The sequence below is a fragment of the Devosia sp. Z6_126 genome (assembly GCF_058133495.1).
Genome location: NZ_JBYUNO010000001.1, coordinates 284,165 through 301,411 on the forward strand (window position 1 = coordinate 284,165; position 17,247 = coordinate 301,411).

15 protein-coding genes are annotated in these 17,247 nt (G+C 64.3%); 3 read left to right on the forward strand and 12 right to left on the reverse strand.

All coding sequences use genetic code 11. The features are described from left to right. The 12 genes from AC3YOG_RS01470 to AC3YOG_RS01525 form a co-directional block, all read right to left on the reverse strand. The gene (locus AC3YOG_RS01470) at positions 1–1,233 is read right to left on the reverse strand and encodes a phosphopentomutase (protein WP_489933800.1); all 1,233 of its coding nucleotides are present in this window, start codon (positions 1,231–1,233) and stop codon (positions 1–3) included. 5 nt (positions 1,234–1,238) lie between these two features. Further along, on the reverse strand, positions 1,239–2,573 hold the full coding sequence (gene deoA, locus AC3YOG_RS01475; protein WP_489933801.1) for a thymidine phosphorylase: 1,335 nt from the start codon (positions 2,571–2,573) through the stop codon (positions 1,239–1,241). A 17-nt stretch (positions 2,574–2,590) separates the two neighbouring features. Next, entirely contained in the window at positions 2,591–4,969 is a 2,379-nt protein-coding gene (locus AC3YOG_RS01480; RefSeq protein WP_489933802.1) for an aldehyde dehydrogenase family protein, read from the reverse strand. A 19-nt stretch (positions 4,970–4,988) separates the two neighbouring features. After that, entirely contained in the window at positions 4,989–5,408 is a 420-nt protein-coding gene (locus AC3YOG_RS01485; RefSeq protein ID WP_489933803.1) for a hypothetical protein, read from the reverse strand. Between the two features lies 1 nt (position 5,409). Then, the gene (deoC, locus tag AC3YOG_RS01490; protein ID WP_489933804.1) at positions 5,410–6,399 is read right to left on the reverse strand and encodes a deoxyribose-phosphate aldolase; all 990 of its coding nucleotides are present in this window, start codon (positions 6,397–6,399) and stop codon (positions 5,410–5,412) included. After that, positions 6,396–7,190 (reverse strand): purine-nucleoside phosphorylase, encoded by a 795-nt coding sequence (locus AC3YOG_RS01495; protein WP_127751967.1) that lies wholly within the window; start codon positions 7,188–7,190, stop codon positions 6,396–6,398. Before AC3YOG_RS01495 ends, deoC begins: the two co-directional genes overlap by 4 nt. A 274-nt stretch (positions 7,191–7,464) precedes the next feature. Beyond that, entirely contained in the window at positions 7,465–7,875 is a 411-nt protein-coding gene (locus tag AC3YOG_RS01500) for a cytidine deaminase (protein ID WP_127751966.1), read from the reverse strand. A gap of 28 nt (positions 7,876–7,903) precedes the next feature. Next, positions 7,904–8,872 (reverse strand): ABC transporter permease, encoded by a 969-nt coding sequence (locus tag AC3YOG_RS01505; protein ID WP_172122393.1) that lies wholly within the window; start codon positions 8,870–8,872, stop codon positions 7,904–7,906. A 3-nt stretch (positions 8,873–8,875) separates the two neighbouring features. After that, entirely contained in the window at positions 8,876–10,006 is a 1,131-nt protein-coding gene (locus tag AC3YOG_RS01510; protein ID WP_489891034.1) for an ABC transporter permease, read from the reverse strand. Continuing rightward, on the reverse strand, positions 10,003–11,598 hold the full coding sequence (locus tag AC3YOG_RS01515; RefSeq protein WP_489933805.1) for an ABC transporter ATP-binding protein: 1,596 nt from the start codon (positions 11,596–11,598) through the stop codon (positions 10,003–10,005). The genes AC3YOG_RS01510 and AC3YOG_RS01515 overlap by 4 nt, the downstream gene beginning before the upstream one ends. Positions 11,599–11,610: 12 nt before the next feature. Beyond that, positions 11,611–12,615: a BMP family lipoprotein gene (locus AC3YOG_RS01520; RefSeq protein WP_489933806.1), complete on the reverse strand. Its 1,005-nt coding sequence runs from the start codon at positions 12,613–12,615 to the stop codon at positions 11,611–11,613. 176 nt (positions 12,616–12,791) lie between these two features. Then, the gene (locus AC3YOG_RS01525; RefSeq protein WP_172122390.1) at positions 12,792–13,268 is read right to left on the reverse strand and encodes an SRPBCC family protein; all 477 of its coding nucleotides are present in this window, start codon (positions 13,266–13,268) and stop codon (positions 12,792–12,794) included. Between the two features lie 233 nt (positions 13,269–13,501). Between AC3YOG_RS01525 and AC3YOG_RS01530 the strand changes: the two genes are divergently transcribed. From AC3YOG_RS01530 to AC3YOG_RS01540, 3 genes are read left to right on the forward strand one after another with little or no spacing between them, the layout of a single operon-like run. Further along, positions 13,502–14,728 (forward strand): cell surface protein, encoded by a 1,227-nt coding sequence (locus AC3YOG_RS01530; protein WP_489933807.1) that lies wholly within the window; start codon positions 13,502–13,504, stop codon positions 14,726–14,728. 29 nt (positions 14,729–14,757) lie between these two features. After that, positions 14,758–15,702, forward strand: a complete 945-nt coding sequence (locus tag AC3YOG_RS01535) for a DUF6384 family protein (protein WP_127751960.1) — start codon at positions 14,758–14,760, stop codon at positions 15,700–15,702. A gap of 4 nt (positions 15,703–15,706) precedes the next feature. After that, a complete protein-coding gene (locus AC3YOG_RS01540; RefSeq protein ID WP_489933808.1) occupies positions 15,707–17,227 on the forward strand; it encodes a hypothetical protein in 1,521 nt (506 codons plus the stop codon). Positions 17,228–17,247 lie beyond the last annotated feature (20 nt).

The window sequence follows — 17,247 nt, forward strand, 5'->3', positions numbered from 1 at the left end:
TCACCTGAAATTGGGGGAAAGAAAGCTGTTGCCGTGTCGCCCTGGCGGCAGGGAAAGCCACTGGGCAAGGCTTTCGCCAATATCGGCGAAGCTGGGGCGGATGCCAATCTCGCCTGGCGAGAGCGCTGGGGAAAACACCAGAATGGGGACTTGCTCGCGGGTATGGTCGGTGCCCGGCCAGGTGGGGTCATTGCCGTGATCGGCGGTGAGGACCAGGAGGTCATCGTGGCGCAGGGCCGCGATCAGCTCGGGCAGGCGCGCATCGAAATATTCGAGCGCCGCGGCATAGCCTGCGACATCGCGGCGGTGCCCGTATTCGCTGTCGAAATCAACGAAATTGGCGATGACCAGCGCGCCCTCGGGCGCCATTTCCATTGCTTCGAGCGTGCGGTTGAACAATTGCGGCAGCCCGGTCCCCTTGAGTTTGTGGGTGACCCCATGGCCGGCATAGATGTCGGAGATCTTGCCGATGGCGTAAACCGCGTTGCCGGCCTCGGCATTGCGGTCGAGCAGGGTTGGTTCGGGCGGGGCGATGGCGAAGTCGCGCCGGTTGCCGGTGCGCTTGAAGCTGCCGCGATCCTCCCCGACAAAGGGGCGGGCGATCACCCGGCCGATCTGGAGCGGCGCGGTCAGCGCAAAGGCGGTCTGGCACAGCTGGTAGAGCCGATCGAGGCCGAAATGGGTTTCGTGCGCGGCGATCTGGAACACCGAGTCCACCGAGGTGTAGCAGATGGGCATGCCGGTTCGGATCGACTCTTCGCCCAGTTCAGCAATGATTTCGGTGCCCGAGGCGTGCTTGTTGCCCAAGATGCCGGGCAGGCCCGCCTGCTCGATGAGGGCAGCCGTCAGTTCGGGCGGAAAACAGGGCTGGGTCGCGGGAAAATAGCCCCAGTCAAAGGGCACGGGCACCCCGGCGATTTCCCAATGCCCCGATGGCGTGTCCTTGCCTTTGGAGACTTCCCGGCCCACGCCGAATCGACCGCCGCGCGGTGTCGCGGACAATCCGGGCGGCACGGTGCCGGTGGAGAGCCGGACGGCGGCCCCCAGGCCCATGGCGTCGAGATTGGGCAGGTACAGCGGGCCGCTGCGAAGGGCCGGGCGGTCGGCTTTGCCAGCGGCGGCATATTCGGCGATATGGCCCAGCGTATTGGCGCCCTCGTCGCCATAGGCCGCCGCATCGGGCGCGCCGCCGATGCCGACGCTGTCGAGAATGCAGAGAATGGCGCGGGGCATGGGCGTCAGGTCCTTGGGGAAGCGGGCGGCGGCAGCACGGCGGCAATCAGCGGCTGCTCGGGCGCAGTTTCGCCCAGGCGGTAGGCAGCAACAAGGCGGCGTTCGGCCTCATCAGCACTGGCGGCGTCGCGGGCATGCAGGCGGGCGATGGGGGTGCGGTTATCCACCCTGGCGCCAAGCGGCAGCAGGTGGTCAAAGCCGACGCGATGATCGATCGTTTCCCCCGGCGATGTACGCCCGCCGCCTAATGCCACCACGGCCATGCCGACGCCTCGGGTATCGATGCTGGCCACAACACCCTCTTCCGGCGCAAACACGTCGCGCACCAGCGGTGCCGGAGCGAGATGGCGGTCCATTTGCTCGACGAAGTCCGTCGGTCCGCCCAGCGCCGCCACCATGCGGCTGAAGCGCTCGGTGGCACGGTCGCTGGTGAGCGCCCCCTCGGCCAGTTCGAGGCCCGCTGCCCGGTCGGGAACAATGCCGGCCAGCTCCGCCAGGCTGGCGGCTAAGGCCAGCGTCACCTCGCGCAGGCGAAGGTCCTGGTGCTTGCCGGTGAGGAAATCGACAGCATTGCGCATTTCGAGCCCATTGCCGGCCGCGCTGGCGAGGGGCTGGTTCATGTCGGTGATCAGCGCTGATGTGCGCAGCCCTGCCCCATTGGCGACATCGACGAGGCTTTGCGCCAGTTCGCGCGATTGTTCGAGCGTCGGCATGAAGGCGCCCGAGCCGGTCTTGACGTCCAGGATCAGCGATCCCAACCCGGCCGCGAGCTTTTTGGACAGGATCGAGGCGGTGATCAGGGGCACCGACTCCACCGTGCCGGTGACGTCGCGAATGGCGTAAAGCGTCTTGTCGGCAGGGGCGAGATCGGCGGTCTGCCCGATCACCGCGCAGCCCACCTCGCGCACCACAAGGCGGAAAAGGGCATTGTCGGGGCTGGTGGAATAGCCCGGAATGGCATCGAACTTGTCGAGCGTGCCCCCGGTATGGCCAAGGCCGCGCCCCGAAATCATCGGCACGAACATGCCCATGGCCGCAAGCATAGGCGCCAGCATCAGGGACACATTGTCCCCCACTCCGCCGGTGGAATGCTTGTCGGCCACCGGCCCCTCGAGATCGGACCAGTCGAGCACGGTGCCGCTGTCGCGCATGGCGAGGGTCAGCGCCACCCGCTCAGGCATGTCCATGCCGCGGAAATACACAGCCATTGCGAAGGCAGCGGCCTGAGCATGACTGACCGAGCCATCCCCCAGGCCGGCAATGAAGCGGGCAATGTCAGCGGGCGGCAGAGCCCGGCCGTCGCGCTTGCTGACGATGACTTCCTGGGGGAGGAAGCTCATCTACGAACCCTCCCCGCTCACGCCCCGTATGGGATCCAGACATTTTTGATCTGGGTGGCTTTGGCGAGGAAGTAGTCGCCGGCGAATTTTTCCCTGTCGGCGAAGTCGAGTTGGCGGCCCCTGGTGGTCCAGGTTTGCTTGAGATTGCCGGCCGAAACCTTTTCGAGGAGGGCAGAGGCTTCCGCCGAGCCGCAGAACCAGAGGGCGTCGACCCCGTGGTGTTCGGCCAGCGTTTTGCCCAGCGCCTCGGGATTGCCGGTGACGATGTTGACGACGCCCGCGGGGACATCGGAAGTTTCAAGCACCTGATAAAGATCGGTGACGCTGAGCGGGGCCCCCGCCGATGGCACCAGCACCACGGTGTTACCCATGGCAATGGCCGGGGCAAGCAAGCTGATCACCCCCAGCAGCGGTTGCTCGGCCGGCGCGACGATCCCCAATACGCCAATGGGCTCGACCATGGCGGCAGCGACGGCCCGCGTGGGCGGATTGTGGATGGCGCCATCATATTTGTCGGCCCAGCCGGCAAAGGCAAAGAGCCGCTCGATGCTGGCGGCCACTTCGGCTTCACCATCCCCGCCGGTTTGCGCCGCGATGCGGCGGGCAAATTCGGCGCGGCGGTAATCAAGACTTTCAGCGAGGAAATAAAGGATCTGCGCGCGATTATGGGCGGTCGTATTGCTCCAGCCCAGCGCCTTGCGCGCTGCTTCCACGGCGTTGCGGATGTCCTTGCGGTTGCCTTCGCCCACTTCCCCGATCAGGCTGCCATTGGCGCCATGCACGGGCAGCGAGTAGCCGCTATCAGGGCGGACCTGCTTGCCGCCGATATAGAGCTTGGCGGTCTGGTCGAGGCTGTCGAGTGGATTGGCCGCTGGACGCGCCGGTGCTTCGAGCGGCTCGGCAGCCGGGGCGGTGGCGAGGGGCAGGTCGTGCTCCCAGGCGGGGCGCAGATAGCTTGCCATGCCTTCGCGCCCGCCTTCGCGGCCAAAGCCGCTCTCGCGCACGCCGCCAAAGCCCACGGCGGCGTCGAACTGGTTGGTGCCGTTGATCCACACCACGCCGGCCTTGAGTTTTGGGGCAATATCGAGCGCGAGATTGATGTTCTCGCTCCAGATCGTGGCGGCGAGGCCATATTGGGTGTTGTTGGCCAGCGCCACCGCTTCCTCGGGCGTCCGGAAGCTCATCGCCACCAGCACCGGCCCGAAGATTTCTTCGGCCACCAGCGCATTGGCGGGCGAAACATTGGTGACCAAGGCGGGTTTGAGGTACGCGCCTTTGGCGGGCAGGTCGCCCTCGGCCTCAAAGACTTCGGCCCCTTGGGCAATGCCCTTGGCCATCAGTTTGCGGACGCGCTCCACCTGCACCGGGTCGATCATGGCGCCCACATCGATGGATTTATCGAGGGGATCGCCGAGGCGCAGCGTGGCCATGCGCGTCTTGAGCTTCTTGATGAAGTGCTCGGCGATGGATTCCTGCACCAACAGGCGCGAGCCGGCACAACAGACCTGGCCCTGGTTGAACCAGATCGCGTCCACCAGCCCTTCGGCTGCGCTGTCGAGATCGGCATCGTCGAACACAATGTAGGGGCTTTTGCCCCCGAGCTCGAGCGAGAGGCCCTTGCCCGAACCGGCAGTGGCGGCGCGAATGGCCTTGCCCACTTCAGTCGAGCCGGTAAAGGCGATCTTGTCGATGCCGGGATGGGCGACGATCGCCTGGCCCGTGTCGCCGGCGCCAGTGACGATGTTGACCACGCCCGGCGGCAGGGCGACCCGCTCGCAGATTTCGGCAAATAAAAGTGCGGTCAGCGAGGTGAATTCGGCCGGCTTGAGCACCACAGTATTGCCGGCGGCGAGAGCCGGCGCGATCTTCCAGGCCAGCATCAGCAGCGGAAAATTCCACGGGATGATCTGCCCGCAAACGCCATAGGGCACCTGGCCTGGAAAGCTGCGCGCGGCATGCTGGGCCCAGCCGGCATGATGGTAGAAATGGCGCGCCACCAGGGGAATATCGATGTCGCGCGATTCCCGGATCGGCTTGCCATTGTCGAGGGTTTCGAGCACGGCAAACAAGCGCGCATGCTTTTGCACCGCGCGCGCCAGCGCATAGAGATATTTGGCGCGCTCAAAGCCTGAAAGCGCGCTCCAGCCGGGGAAAGCGGCGCGGGCGGCGCCCACGGCGGCGTCCACATCTTGAGCGGTGCCGGGGGTGATCAGCGCAAGGGGTTCGCCCGTCGCCGGATTATGGGTGGGGAAGGTCGTCCCCGGCGCGGTCCACTGCCCAGCGATGAAGTGACCAAAGCGTCTGTTGTGCCTATCGAGCCAGGTGATCGCGGCATCGGCGGCTTCGGGAGCAGGGCCGTAGTCGAGGGTTTCGAAGATTTGCGCGATCTTGTTCATAACTGGCGTCCCCTTCTGGCTAGCCGCCGCGTTGTACGTCTTGCGAAAGTGCCTTGCGTCGTTCCGGATCAGAAATGCTTTCGGCACAGAACATTGCAACGAGGCGCCCTGCACTGTCCGGGCCGAACCACATTTGGTATTGATCGAACCAAACGGGTACCATTTCCACTTTGCTACACCCAAAGTCCACCCAGCAAAAATAGGCGCCTTTGAACTGAAAGCCGGCTTGTTCTTCCATGAGTTCAAGGCGACAGGTCGTGACTGCTACCTTGTCCGCGATGGTGGGAGCAGGCACGGCCTCGAACTGCTCTCCCAGGAAGCTGGCCACCGCGTTTGGTGCCGGATGGAAAGCACCGTCATCCGGAAGCAGTATGGGCTGTTGAACGCTTGCAGCTACCAGCGGCCACAGCGATACCAACTTTGGAAGGAACGGGAACATCTCACACCATCGGCTGGCGATAATCGGCGGCGTAGTGCCCGGTTACCCCATGCTCGAGCTGGCGTTCGATATCGGTGAGCAAGCTGGAAGCGCCGAAGCGGAACAGGTGCGGCTGCAACCAGTGGGCTCCCAACTCTTCTTTCATCAACGCCATATAGGAGAGCGCGTCCTTGGCTTGGGAAATGCCGCCGGCCGGCTTGTAGCCGATCTCGATGCCGGTTTCCTCGGCAAACCAGCGGATCATGCGGATCATGGCCAGCGAGGTCACGAGATTGGCGTTGGTTTTTTCCTTGCCGGTCGAGGTCTTGATGAAATCGGCGCCGGCCAGCATGCAGACCAGCGACGCCTTGGCAATATTGGTGAGGGTTGCCAATTCCCCGGTGCCCAGAATGGTCTTGATGTGGGCGTCGCCGCAAGCCTCGCGGTAGGCGCGGATCTGGTCGTACAGCCCCTGCCAGTCGCCCCTGAGCACGGTGCCACGCTCGATGACGATGTCGATTTCCCGTGCGCCATCGGCCACTGAAAGCTCGATTTCGCGCAGCTTGGTTTCAAGGGGCGCGAGGCCATGGGGAAAGGCGGTCGATACTGCCGCCACGGGAATGCCGCTGCCTTCGAGCGCATGCACGGCCGTAGCAACAAAGCTATGATAAACGCAGACCGCGCCGGGCACGATGCGCAGCTTTTCCGCGCCCAGGCGCTTGAGAATTTCGGGGCGAACCGGCTGGCGCGCCTTGGCGCAAAGCCGCTCGACCCGCGCTGGCGTGTCATCGGCATTGAGCGTCGTCAGATCGAGCAGGGTGATGGCCTTGAGCAACCAGGCGAGCTGATAATCCTTTTTCACCGTCCGGCGGGCGCCGATCGTGCCGGCCCGGCGCTCCAGCGCCGAACGGTTCATCACGGTGCGCTCGACCCAATCGAGATCAAGGGTGAAGCCGGGATTGCGGCGATGCACCGGGGCGGTTGGTTGCTGGTTGACGACCCTCAGGCTCATAATTCCTCCACCAGCGCCGGGATCAGCTGCTTGAGCTTGTCCGCGCCCGCAACGGCCATGGTCTTGGTGTGCTCATGGCTGATGTTCTCGCTCGACAGGCCCGCGCCCATATTGGTGATCGAGGAGCAGGCCCACACCTTCATCCCAAGGAAACGCGCGAGGATCACTTCTGGTGCCGTGGACATGCCGACGGCCTGGGCGCCCAGGCGGATTGCCATCTGGATTTCGGCTACAGTTTCAAAGCTCGGGCCGGAATACCAGAGATAAATGCCCTCGCCCAAATGCAGCCCCCGCCGCTCGGCAATGTCCATGGCCTTGGCGCGCAGCTCGGGGGCATAGCAATCCACCATATTGGTGAAGCGCCGGTCGGTGGCCTCCCCGATCAGCGGGTTCATCCCGGCATAGTTGATGTGATCGGAAATCATCATCAAATCGCCCGGGCGCAGCCGCTCATCAACCGAGCCGGCCGAATTGGTCAGCAGCAGGGTTTGCGCGCCCAGCTCCGCCATTGTTTCCAGCGCCGGCCGCATGGCGGCGGCATTGCCATGCTCATAATAATGCTCGCGCCCGGTCAGCACCGCGATGCGCTTGCCGCCCATCGTGCCGATCAGCAGGTCGCGGCCATGCCCCGACACCCCGCCACCGGGAAAGCCCTTGAGCTCGGCATAAGGAATGGTGATGCAATCCGCGAGCCCCTCGCCAATCGCCGACAAGCCCGAGCCCAGCACCAGGGCCGCAGTGATGGGCTCCTTGCCCGCGATCTGGCGAATGGTCTTGGCGGCTTTGGTCATATGTTTGGTCTCGTTTTTGGTTTTTTAGATGTGGCGGGTTTGGTGCGGGACCCAGACCCTTCCTGGCCCTACTTAAGGGAAGGGATACAATGCTTGGCTTAGCGAAGCGGAACGGAACACAAGGGCGGGCGGCTCCTTGCCCTCCGTCCCCCTTGAGGGGACGGTCGGGGTGGGGGTCGTTGCAGCCTTTGTGCCGGACGGGTGGCCCCCCTCCCTGGCCCTCCCCTCCAGGGGGAGGGGACGCAGGCAACCAGACCCTGCCTTCCCGAAAAACTCACTTCGGCAGGTATTCTGGCCCGAAACTGTGCGGCAGCAATTGTTCGAGCGTCGTCAGCAGCGGCTCGCCCTCGACGCCATGCGAGATCACCGTGACATCGAGATCGGCAAATTCGCGGATGCGCTGGCGACAGCCGCCGCAAGGGGTGACCGGCGCTGCCCCAGGGCCCGTCACATAGATGCGGGCAATGCGCTTGCCACCCCCCGCAATCATCGCGGCGATGGCCGAGGCTTCGGCGCAATTGCCGACGGGGTAAGCTGCGTTCTCGATATTGCAGCCGCTATAGATCTGCCCGTCATCGGCAAGGATCGCCGCGCCCACCGTGAAGCGGGAATAAGGGGCATAGGCCTTGGCGCGGATGGCTTCGGCGGCCTGGAACAGCGCCTCGTCGGTGGCATCGCTCAGCATGGCAGGGATCCTTTCGGGGGCAAGAAAGCTAGCGCTCCTTGGTATAGGCCACGCCGCCCGCCTTGGGGCCCACGGCCTTGCCGATAAAGCCTGCCAGCAGCACCACGGTCAGCACATAAGGCAGCGCCTGGATGGCCTGCACCGGCACGACGCCGATGATCGGCAGCTCGAAATTCTGCAGGCGGATCTGCAGCGCATCAAGGAAGCCGAAGAGGAGGCAGGTGAACATGGCCGGCACCGGCTTCCATTTGGCAAAGATCAGCGCGGCGAGCGCGATATAGCCCTTGCCCGCGGTCATGTTGTTGCCAAAGCCCGAGCCCTGGGCGATGGAGAAATAGGCCCCGGCCAGCCCGCAGAGCACGCCGGTGATCAGCACGGCCTGGAAGCGCAGCTTGTTGACTGAAATGCCGGCGGTATCGACCGCCTTGGGGTTTTCGCCGACCGCCCGCAGGCGCAGGCCAAAGCGGGTGCGATACAGCACATAGGCGGTGACGGCCACCATGGCGAAGGCAACATAAACCAGGATGTAGTGGCCCGAGATCAGGTCGGCATAGATGGGGCCGATGATCGGCACCCCGGACAATTCGCGCGCGAAAGGCAGCTCGATCGTGCCGAAGCGCCCGCTCGGCGGCAAGGCCGGGGTGCGCCCGCCCTGGCGGAACCATTGCTGCCCGAGAAAGGTCGTCAGCCCCGCCGCCAGCATGTTGATGGCGACGCCCGCGATCAACTGGTTGCCCTTGAGGGTGATGGCGGCCACGCCCTGCAACAGAGCGGTCGATACCGAAACCAACGTGCCGGCGAGCAAGCCCAGCCAGACCGAGCCGCTGACGGCCGCGACGGCGGCGGCGGCAAAGGCCGCAGCCAGCATCTTGCCTTCCAGCCCGATATCGAAAATGCCGGCCCGCTCGGAATAGAGACCGGCAAGGCAGGCCAGCAGCAGCGGGGTCGAGAGGCGCAGCGTCGCATCGAGAATGGACAGAACGGCCGAGATATCCATGGCTCAGCTCTCGCTCGAAACGGTGGAGCGCGCGGCCGCTTCGGCGCGCGATTCCGGGCTGATGAGGAGAAAGCTGCGCTGCAGGGCGGGCCGGAAGAGGCCTTCCATGGCACCGGTAAAGAGGATCACGAGGGCCTGGATGATCACCACCACGGTGCGATCGAGCCCCGAAATCACGTATTGCAGCTCGTTGCCGCCCTGGTAGAGCGCCCCGAACAGGAGCGCGGCCAGCGCAATGCCCAGCGGATGGTTGCGTCCCATCAGCGCCACGGCAATGCCAACAAAGCCGGCATCGGCGACGAAATCGAGCACCAGCCGGTTCTGCACGCCCAGCACTTCGTTGAACGCCACCATGCCCGCCAGCGCGCCCGACAGGGTCATGGTGATGATGATCATCTTGCTGTTGGAAATGCCGGCATAGCGCGCGGCGGTGGGGTTCTGCCCCATGGTGCGCAGGGCATAGCCAAAACGGGTATGCCAGATCAGCACGTAAACGGCGACGAGCGCCAGCAGCGCGATGACAATGGAGAGATTGACGGGCGTATAGTTGAAGGGCTCGAAGAACTGCCCCAGCTTGGGCATGCGCCCGGCTTCGGCGATCATGCGCGATTCCGGGCCCGAGACATTGGCGGGCTTGAGGACGCGGTTGAGCATGTAGATCATCAGCGCCGAGGCGATGAAATTGAACATGATGGTGGTGATCACCACATGGCTGCCGCGCTTGGCCTGCAGATAGCCCGGAATAAACGCCCAGGCCCCGCCAAACAGCGCCGCTGCCAAGAGCGCCACGGGCGCCACGATGAGCCAATGGGTGGTATCGAGCGCGGTCGCGGCCAGGATCACGCCGAGCCCGGCGACATAGGCCTGCCCATTGGCGCCGATATTAAAGAGCCCGCCATGCGCGGCGAGCGCCACGGCCAGCCCCGTGAAGATGAAGTTGGTGGTGTAATAAAGCGTATAGCCGATATTGTAGCCATTGCCGAAGGCGCCGGTCACAATGGCCCAGAGCGCCACGAACGGGTTCTGCCCGATCAGCAGCAGCACGATGCCCGACACGATGAAAGCCAGCACGAGATTGAGCACCGGCAGCAGGGCAATATCGGCCCAGCGCGGCAATGGCCGAAGCGCACTCATTGGGCGGCCTTTCTGTCGGTGACGCCGGCCATCATCAGCCCAAGTTCGCCCTCGGTCGCGGTGGCGGGATCGGCTTCGCCCACGATCTGGCCGTCAAACATCACGAGGATGCGGTCCGACAGCGAGCGGATTTCGTCGAGCTCGACGGAAACGACGAGGATCGCCTTGCCGGCATCGCGCATCCTGATGATCTGGTTGTGGATGAATTCAATGGCGCCGATATCGACGCCGCGCGTGGGCTGGCCCACCACCAGCACATCGGGATTGCGCTCCATTTCGCGCGCCAGCACGATCTTTTGCTGGTTGCCGCCCGAAAACAGCGCTGTCTTGAGGTTGATGTCGGGGGGGCGCACGTCGAAAGTGGCGATGCGCTCGGCCGCGTCGCGCTTGGCGGCGGCAATATCGAGCAAGGGTCCGCGCCCATAGGCGGGATCGTCCTGGTAGCCGAGAATGGCGTTTTCCCATTCGGCAAAGCTGGTGACGAGACCCATGCGCTGCCGGTCCTCGGGCACATGGGCGAGGCCCGCGGCCCGGGCGCGCGCCGCGCCATCATCGCCGCGCAGCGACAGCGGCTTGCCATTGAGGATCACCTCGCCTGCCCGCTGGTCGCGCATGCCGGTGACGGCTTCGAGCAGTTCGGTCTGCCCATTGCCCGACACGCCGGCAATGCCGACGATCTCGCCGGCGCGAACGGAAAAGCTGACATCCTTGACCCGCACAATTCCCAGATCGTCGGCAACCACGAGGTTGCGTACCTCAAGCAGGGTCTTGCCGGGATGGGCGGGGCCTTTTTCGATGCGCAGCAAGACGCGGCGGCCAACCATCAGTTCGGCGAGCTGTTCGGGATTGGTGTTCTTGGTGGGGAGCGTCGCCACCATTTCGCCGCCGCGCATCACCGAAACATTGTCGGTGATGGCCATGATCTCGCGCAGCTTGTGGGTGATGATGATTACCGTCTTGCCCTGGTCGCGCAGGGTTTGCAGCACCCGGAACAGGTCGTCGGCTTCCTTGGGCGTCAAAACGCCGGTGGGTTCATCGAGAATGAGCGTTTCGGCGCCGCGATACAGCGCCTTGAGGATTTCCACCCGCTGCTGCTGGCCAACCGAGATATCCTCGATCACCGCGTCGGGGTCGACCTCAAGGTCATATTCGGCTTCGAGCCGCGCCAGTTCCTTGCGCGCCCGCGCCAGGCTTGGGCGCAAAAACCCGGAATCCTCGGCGCCCAGCACCACATTTTCGAGCACGGTGAAGTTTTCCACCAGCATGAAGTGCTGGTGCACCATGCCGATGCCGAGCTGGAGGGCATGGCGGCTATCGGTGATGGCCTGCACCTGCCCGTTGACGCGGATCGTGCCGCTGTCGGCGGTGTAAAAGCCATAGAGGATGGACATCAGGGTCGATTTGCCAGCGCCGTTTTCCCCCACAATGCCGTGGATGGTGCCGCGGGCGACCTTGAGGTCAATGTCCTTGTTGGCATGGACCGGGCCGAAGCGCTTGTTGATCCCCTCAAGCTCGATGGCCCAGCCCGCTGCCGGGACAGGAACAGCGGCCGGGTCCGGCCGCTGTGGATTGGTGGGATCAATACCGCTCATTAGCGCAGGGCTTTACAGCGGGCAGTTGTTGTCGGTGGTGTAGTCATGCACCTCGATCTCGCCTGAAGCGATCTTGCCCTTGAGCTCATCGAGCTTGGCCTGGTCTTCGGGGGTGATGAGGCTCTGGTTGTTCTCGTCCACGGCGTAATCGACGAAATCGCCCTCCAGACCCAGAATGGTGAGGCCCGGCTTGAAGGTGGCGTCATCGGCGCCATTGGTGAAGGCTTCCACCACGGCATTGTCGACGCGCTTGAGCATCGAGGTCAGCACCGAGCCGGGGTGCAGATAGTTCTGGTTGCTGTCGACGCCGATCGAATACTTGCCCTGGTCGGCCATGGTCTGCAGCACGCCGAGACCCGAGCCACCGGCAGCGGCAAAGATCACGTCGGCGCCGGCGTCGGAAGCGGCGGTCGCCAGTTCACCGGCGGTCACCGGATCGTTCCAGGCAGCCGGGGTGGTGCCGGTATAGTTTTCGATCAGCTTGATGTCGGGGTTCACCGCCTTGGCGCCCTGGGCATAGCCGCAATAGAATTTGTGGATCAGGGGCACATCCATACCACCCACAAAGCCGATCGTGCCGGTTTCGGACTTCATCGCCGCGAGCGCACCGACAAGGAACGAGCCGGTATGCTCGTCAAACAGGATCGACTGGACATTGGGAGCATCCACCACGGCGTCGATCACGACGAAATTGGTGTCGGGAAATTCGGCGGCGAGCGGGGCCAGCACCGATTCCCACATGAAGCTCATCACGACGATTGGGTTGGCGCCTTGGCTGGCGAAGCGGCGCAGGGCCTGTTCGCGCTGGGCGTCGTTTTGCAGTTCCAGTTCGAGATAGTTGCCGCCGGTGTCTGCCTTCCACTTCTCGGCGCCGTTATAGGCGGCCTCGTTGAAGGACTTGTCGAACTTGCCGCCCAGATCATAGATCAGTGCGGGATCAGCAAAGGCGGCACCCGAAAGCAGTGCGCTCAGCGCGATGCCGCCGGCCAGTGCCTTGATGGAGCTTGCAAACTTCATGAGGTCGTCTCCCTGTCTCGCAATGGAGCGTTGGCGCCACGCCCAACGGTGAATTCTCCCTGCGCTCTGGGGGGATACAATCGTGCAATCCCCTTGTCCGCAAGCAAAAAAGCAGCGCCTTCAATGATCTGAACAAAGATTGACCATGCCGCCGCTCCGGTAGGCGCGGCCGGCGGCTAACCCGCCTGCTCTGGCGGTGGCAGCGGAGTCACCGCGGCGCCCATCGCATCACCGAAGCGGGCGAAAAAGCCATCGATGATCTTTTGCGCGGAGTTGCCAATAATCGCCTGTCCCAGGCGCATGAGCTGGCCCGAGGCGCCGCCGGTGGCGGTGAACACGAGTTCAGTCTGTTCGCCCCGGTCGGTCAGCACGATATCGGCCGCCCCTTCGGCGAGCCCTAACAGACCGCCCTTGCCGCGGCCCGTCAGCGTATAGCGCTCGGCCGGAACGATATTGGACAGGTTGAGCCCGCCTTTGAACACGGGATGCACCACGCCCAGATTGACCTTGATCTCGAGGTCGAGCGCTGTCGGCCCCGACCATTCGATGCGATGGCAGCCGGGAATGGCGGCTTGCAGCACCGCGGCGTCATTAAGGGCGAGCCAAACCACGGGACGGGGCGCAGCGATGAGATAACGGCCACCGAACTGCATCAGCGCACGCCCAGGGCGACGGGCGAAAAAATGGCAGCGCTGTGGCGAAAATACCGTGGTTTGCAAATGCTTTGCACTGTTTTTGCCCCTGCCCTTTACGTGCGGCTTTTTCGCACCAATATGGCCTAAATAGTCGGCCTGTGGCGCAGATGCAATTGTCACGCGTTAGGCCAGCAGCAATCTATAGCGCAACCAGGCGATCTCGCCGGTGCCGCGCAGAATCAGGAGCGAACATGGCCAGCCAAGTCACCACTGCTACGCCCACCGCCAATTCGGTGCCTTCCGCCGTTGCCGAGCAGCCGCTGCAGTATCTGGACAAGGCCGTCAACGCGATCCGAAATCTGGGGATCTGGCCAGAACAGCAGGGCGAACAGCCCATCACGGGCCTCTTGCAACAGATCACCGACCTGGATGAAACCCGGGTGATCCTGATCGGGCGCACGCTGTCCCAAGCCAGCGCCTTCAACGAGGTGGTGCGCGAGCAGGTCGCGGCCGTCAAGATCGGCGAGCGCTACGAGGACATCACCAAGGGCTTTGACTCCATCCGCGACGACGCCAAGGCGATGGTCGATCAGCTCGCGGACAACAAGATCAACCTGGTGGAACGCGTCAGCAATGTGTGGATGAAGGTCAGCCGCGGCGACATTGCCACGCGCTTCAATTCCATTCGCGACACCTATCTCGCGGTCACCGCCGACACCAAGGACCAGATCGAGCGCGAGCACACCATTCTCGAGGCCTATCGCGATTTCCGCGGGGCGCTGAAGCAAGCCGAGGTGATGGCGCTCGAAGTGCTGGCCACCGCCGAGCAGCGGCTGGAAGAAAAGAAGAATATCTTGCAGGCTGCGGCCGAGGAACTGGCCGGCTATACCGGCACTGTTCCCGCGGATCGCGCCCGCCTCGAAATGGCGCGCGACGAGCGCCTGCGCGAAATGCAGAACGAGGAAAAGCGCTACCAGATCGCCAAGGACCTCTCGGACAATTTGACCATCTCCTACAACACCTCCGAAGTGGTGATGGCGCGACTGATGCAGACCACCAATGCCAAGGAGCGGGTGTATCAGCAGTCGATCTCGTTCTTTTCCACCAATGAAACCGTTTTGACGGCCCTGTCGGCCTCGTTCACCGGCATGTTCGGGCTCAACGAATCCACCGCCACGCTCAACGCGATGAAGGAAGGGATGAGCAAGAGCCTCGAGACCCTCTCGGAAATCGGCGACCGGGTGGGCGAGGAAGCGGTGCGCGCCGGGTATGGCCCGACCGTGCGTGCCGATGCAGTCAAGAAGCTCGTCGACAGCGTCATCAACTTTCAGGAAAAGTCGCGCACCATCATCAACGAGATGCGCGTGGCCTCGACCAAGAATTCGGCCGAGATCCGCGATGCAGTTGAAGACGGCAAGCGGCGCCTCGCGACCCTCGCGACCGAAGGCAATGCCTTGCTGCTTGAATCTGGCCGCTGAGTAGGACGAGCGCGGATGCAGGCCCGACCATGAGCGATGTTCAGGCGAAGGCCCCTGCCCCTGCCCCGCTCGACGAGGTCATGCTGGCGATGGACGTGGTCGACACGCTCCGTCACCGGCAGGACCTTGCCGTGCGTGAACTCGAAGGGGTGACCCGCGAGCAGCAGCTGATCGACAAGCTGCGCGAGGTGTATCGCCACCAGGGCATCGAAGTGCCCGACCATATCCTGCGGGAAGGCGTGGCGGCGCTGGCTGAAAGCCGGTTCGTTTATGACCCGCCCACTCCGGGCTGGCGCACCACTTTGGCGCGGCTTTATGTCGGGCGCAAAAGCTGGGGCAAGCCGGTGGGCGCGCTGCTGCTGGTGCTGCTTGTGTGTGCCGTCGGCTATTTCGGCGCCTGGCGGCCTTATCAGTCGAGCCAGGCTGAGCAAGCGCGCATCGAGCTCAGCGAAGGCCTGCCCGCGCAGATGGACATGCTCTACCAGACCATTTTCGAGGAAACCAAGGTGCAGCAGGCCGTGGTGGAGGCCGAAGTGCTGCGCTCACGCGGCAAGGCCTTTGCCGCCGAAGGCAATCGCGCGGGCGCGGAAGACGCGGTCAAGCGCCTGACCGATCTGCGCGACCTGCTACGCCAGCAATATACCCTGCGCGTGATCAACCGGCCCGATCAGCAATCGGGCTTCTGGACCTTCCCCGAGATCAACACCGCCGCGACCAATTACTACATCGTGGTGGAAGCGGTGGGGCCCGATGGGGACGTGTTGTCGCTGCCGGTGCTCAACGAGGAAACCATGGAAACCGAGACCGTTTCGGTCTGGGCCATTCGCGTGCCCGAGGCGGTCTACAACGCCGTCGCCGCCGACAAGCGCGACAACGGCATCATCGAAGCCAATGAAGTGGGCCGTAAATCGGACGGGTTCATGCAGGTCGAATATCTGATGCCGGTTCTCGGCGGGGCACTGACGCGGTGGTAAAGCAATGAGCATCCGCGGACCCCAGGCCCTGGCCAGCCTCGACGAGGCCATGCGCGACATCCGGCGCGAAGAGGACGAGATATCCCGTCGCCTCGCCCGTTCGGCCGAACGGCTGAGCAAGATGCGCGAAAGCGAAGCCGAGCTGTTCCGGCAGCTGGCGCAATTACGCCTCGATCCGGGCGTGCAGGGCGAACTCGACGGGCGCATTTCGCTCGCCGAAAGCAAGGCGCGCGAAATGCTCAAGGACCATGCGCGCCATCTGAGCCAGGCCGAGGAAGGGCTCGCCGCCGCCGATGCGGAACTGGCGGGCCTTACCGAGCAGCGCGCCCAGGCGCTGGCGGAACTCGAAACAAGGCAAAGCGAGCTCAAGGCACTGGGCGCGCGCCTCCAGGCGCAGATCAGCACCGACCCTGCCTGGATCGCCAAGCGGCAGGAGGCCGAGGAACTCGCCGAGATTGCCGCCCAATCCATGCGCAAGACCGAGCAGGCGGAAGCCGACCAGGCGCAAAAGGGCAGCCCCTATCGCAGCGATCCGCTGTTCATGTATTTGTGGGAAGCCGGCTACGGCACCTCGCGCTATCGCGCCAACAATCTGGTGCGCTTCCTTGATGGCTGGGTCGCGGGGATCGTCGGCTTCAACAAGGCGCGGCCCAATTTTGCCATGCTCAACGAATTGCCGATGCGCCTGCGCGAACATGCCGAGCGCCAGATCGCCAATGCGGAAGCGGCGCAGGCCGAGCTCGACCGGCTCGAACAGGTCGCCATCGACGAAGCGGGCGGTCGCCCCTTGCGCGAAGCGCTCGCGGCCATGCAGGCCCGCATCGAGGCGATCGACGCCGAGATCGTCGCCGCCGAAGATCGCCGCGACGGCGCCGCCCAGGCGCTCGGAGCCATGGCGCAGGGGCGCGATCCCTCCTTTGCCGAAGCGCTCGATACGCTCGCGACCGAGCTGGGGCGCGAGGATATCCAGACGCTGCTGGCCGAAGCGCGGCTGACCCGCACCGGGCGCGACGACACCATCGTCGCCCAGATCGACGATGCCCGGGCGCGCATGAAGGAAGAAGACGCCGAGGTGCGCGAGCAAAAGGCGCGCCTCAAGACCCTCGCCGCGCGCCGGCGCGAGCTCGAGGACATCCAGTGGGAGTTCAAAAAGCAGCGGTTCGACGATCCCCGCTCGAGCTTTGGCGAAGACCGGCTCGTGGGCGACATGCTCAACGATTTCCTGCGCGGGGGCATTTCCGCCGCCTCCTACTGGGAGCATTGGCGGCGCTCGCAGAACTGGAACCCCGGCACCAGTGATTGGGGTGGCGGCGAAGGCCTGCCCAATAATGGGCGCAGCGCCAATCCCTGGCCGCAAGGCGGGGGCGGCTTCCAATGGCCCGAAGGCAGCTTTGGCGGCGGCAGCAGGCGCGATGGCGGCGGCGCTGGGCGCCCGCCCGCAGGCGGTGGCGGCTTTTCGCGCCCGCGCACCGGCTCGAGCGGCACCCGCAAGCATGGCGGGTTCAAGACGGGCGGCGGGTTCTAGCAACCGCCACCCGACGGTGG

What these genes read in the sequence shown, in the direction of transcription:
- AC3YOG_RS01525 (WP_172122390.1), bottom strand. Translation starts at nt 13,268, where the DNA reads ATGCAGTTCGGTGGCCGTTATCTCATCGCTGCGCCCCGTCCCGTGGTT.
- AC3YOG_RS01485 (WP_489933803.1), bottom strand. Translation starts at nt 5,408, where the DNA reads ATGTTCCCGTTCCTTCCAAAGTTGGTATCGCTGTGGCCGCTGGTAGCT.
- AC3YOG_RS01470 (WP_489933800.1), bottom strand. Translation starts at nt 1,233, where the DNA reads ATGCCCCGCGCCATTCTCTGCATTCTCGACAGCGTCGGCATCGGCGGC.
- AC3YOG_RS01540 (WP_489933808.1), top strand. Translation starts at nt 15,707, where the DNA reads ATGAGCATCCGCGGACCCCAGGCCCTGGCCAGCCTCGACGAGGCCATG.
- AC3YOG_RS01500 (WP_127751966.1), bottom strand. Translation starts at nt 7,875, where the DNA reads ATGCTGAGCGATGCCACCGACGAGGCGCTGTTCCAGGCCGCCGAAGCC.
- deoA (WP_489933801.1), bottom strand. Translation starts at nt 2,573, where the DNA reads ATGAGCTTCCTCCCCCAGGAAGTCATCGTCAGCAAGCGCGACGGCCGG.
- AC3YOG_RS01530 (WP_489933807.1), top strand. Translation starts at nt 13,502, where the DNA reads ATGGCCAGCCAAGTCACCACTGCTACGCCCACCGCCAATTCGGTGCCT.
- AC3YOG_RS01505 (WP_172122393.1), bottom strand. Translation starts at nt 8,872, where the DNA reads ATGGATATCTCGGCCGTTCTGTCCATTCTCGATGCGACGCTGCGCCTC.
- AC3YOG_RS01480 (WP_489933802.1), bottom strand. Translation starts at nt 4,969, where the DNA reads ATGAACAAGATCGCGCAAATCTTCGAAACCCTCGACTACGGCCCTGCT.
- deoC (WP_489933804.1), bottom strand. Translation starts at nt 6,399, where the DNA reads ATGAGCCTGAGGGTCGTCAACCAGCAACCAACCGCCCCGGTGCATCGC.
- AC3YOG_RS01510 (WP_489891034.1), bottom strand. Translation starts at nt 10,006, where the DNA reads ATGAGTGCGCTTCGGCCATTGCCGCGCTGGGCCGATATTGCCCTGCTG.
- AC3YOG_RS01520 (WP_489933806.1), bottom strand. Translation starts at nt 12,615, where the DNA reads ATGAAGTTTGCAAGCTCCATCAAGGCACTGGCCGGCGGCATCGCGCTG.
- AC3YOG_RS01515 (WP_489933805.1), bottom strand. Translation starts at nt 11,598, where the DNA reads ATGAGCGGTATTGATCCCACCAATCCACAGCGGCCGGACCCGGCCGCT.
- AC3YOG_RS01495 (WP_127751967.1), bottom strand. Translation starts at nt 7,190, where the DNA reads ATGACCAAAGCCGCCAAGACCATTCGCCAGATCGCGGGCAAGGAGCCC.
- AC3YOG_RS01535 (WP_127751960.1), top strand. Translation starts at nt 14,758, where the DNA reads ATGAGCGATGTTCAGGCGAAGGCCCCTGCCCCTGCCCCGCTCGACGAG.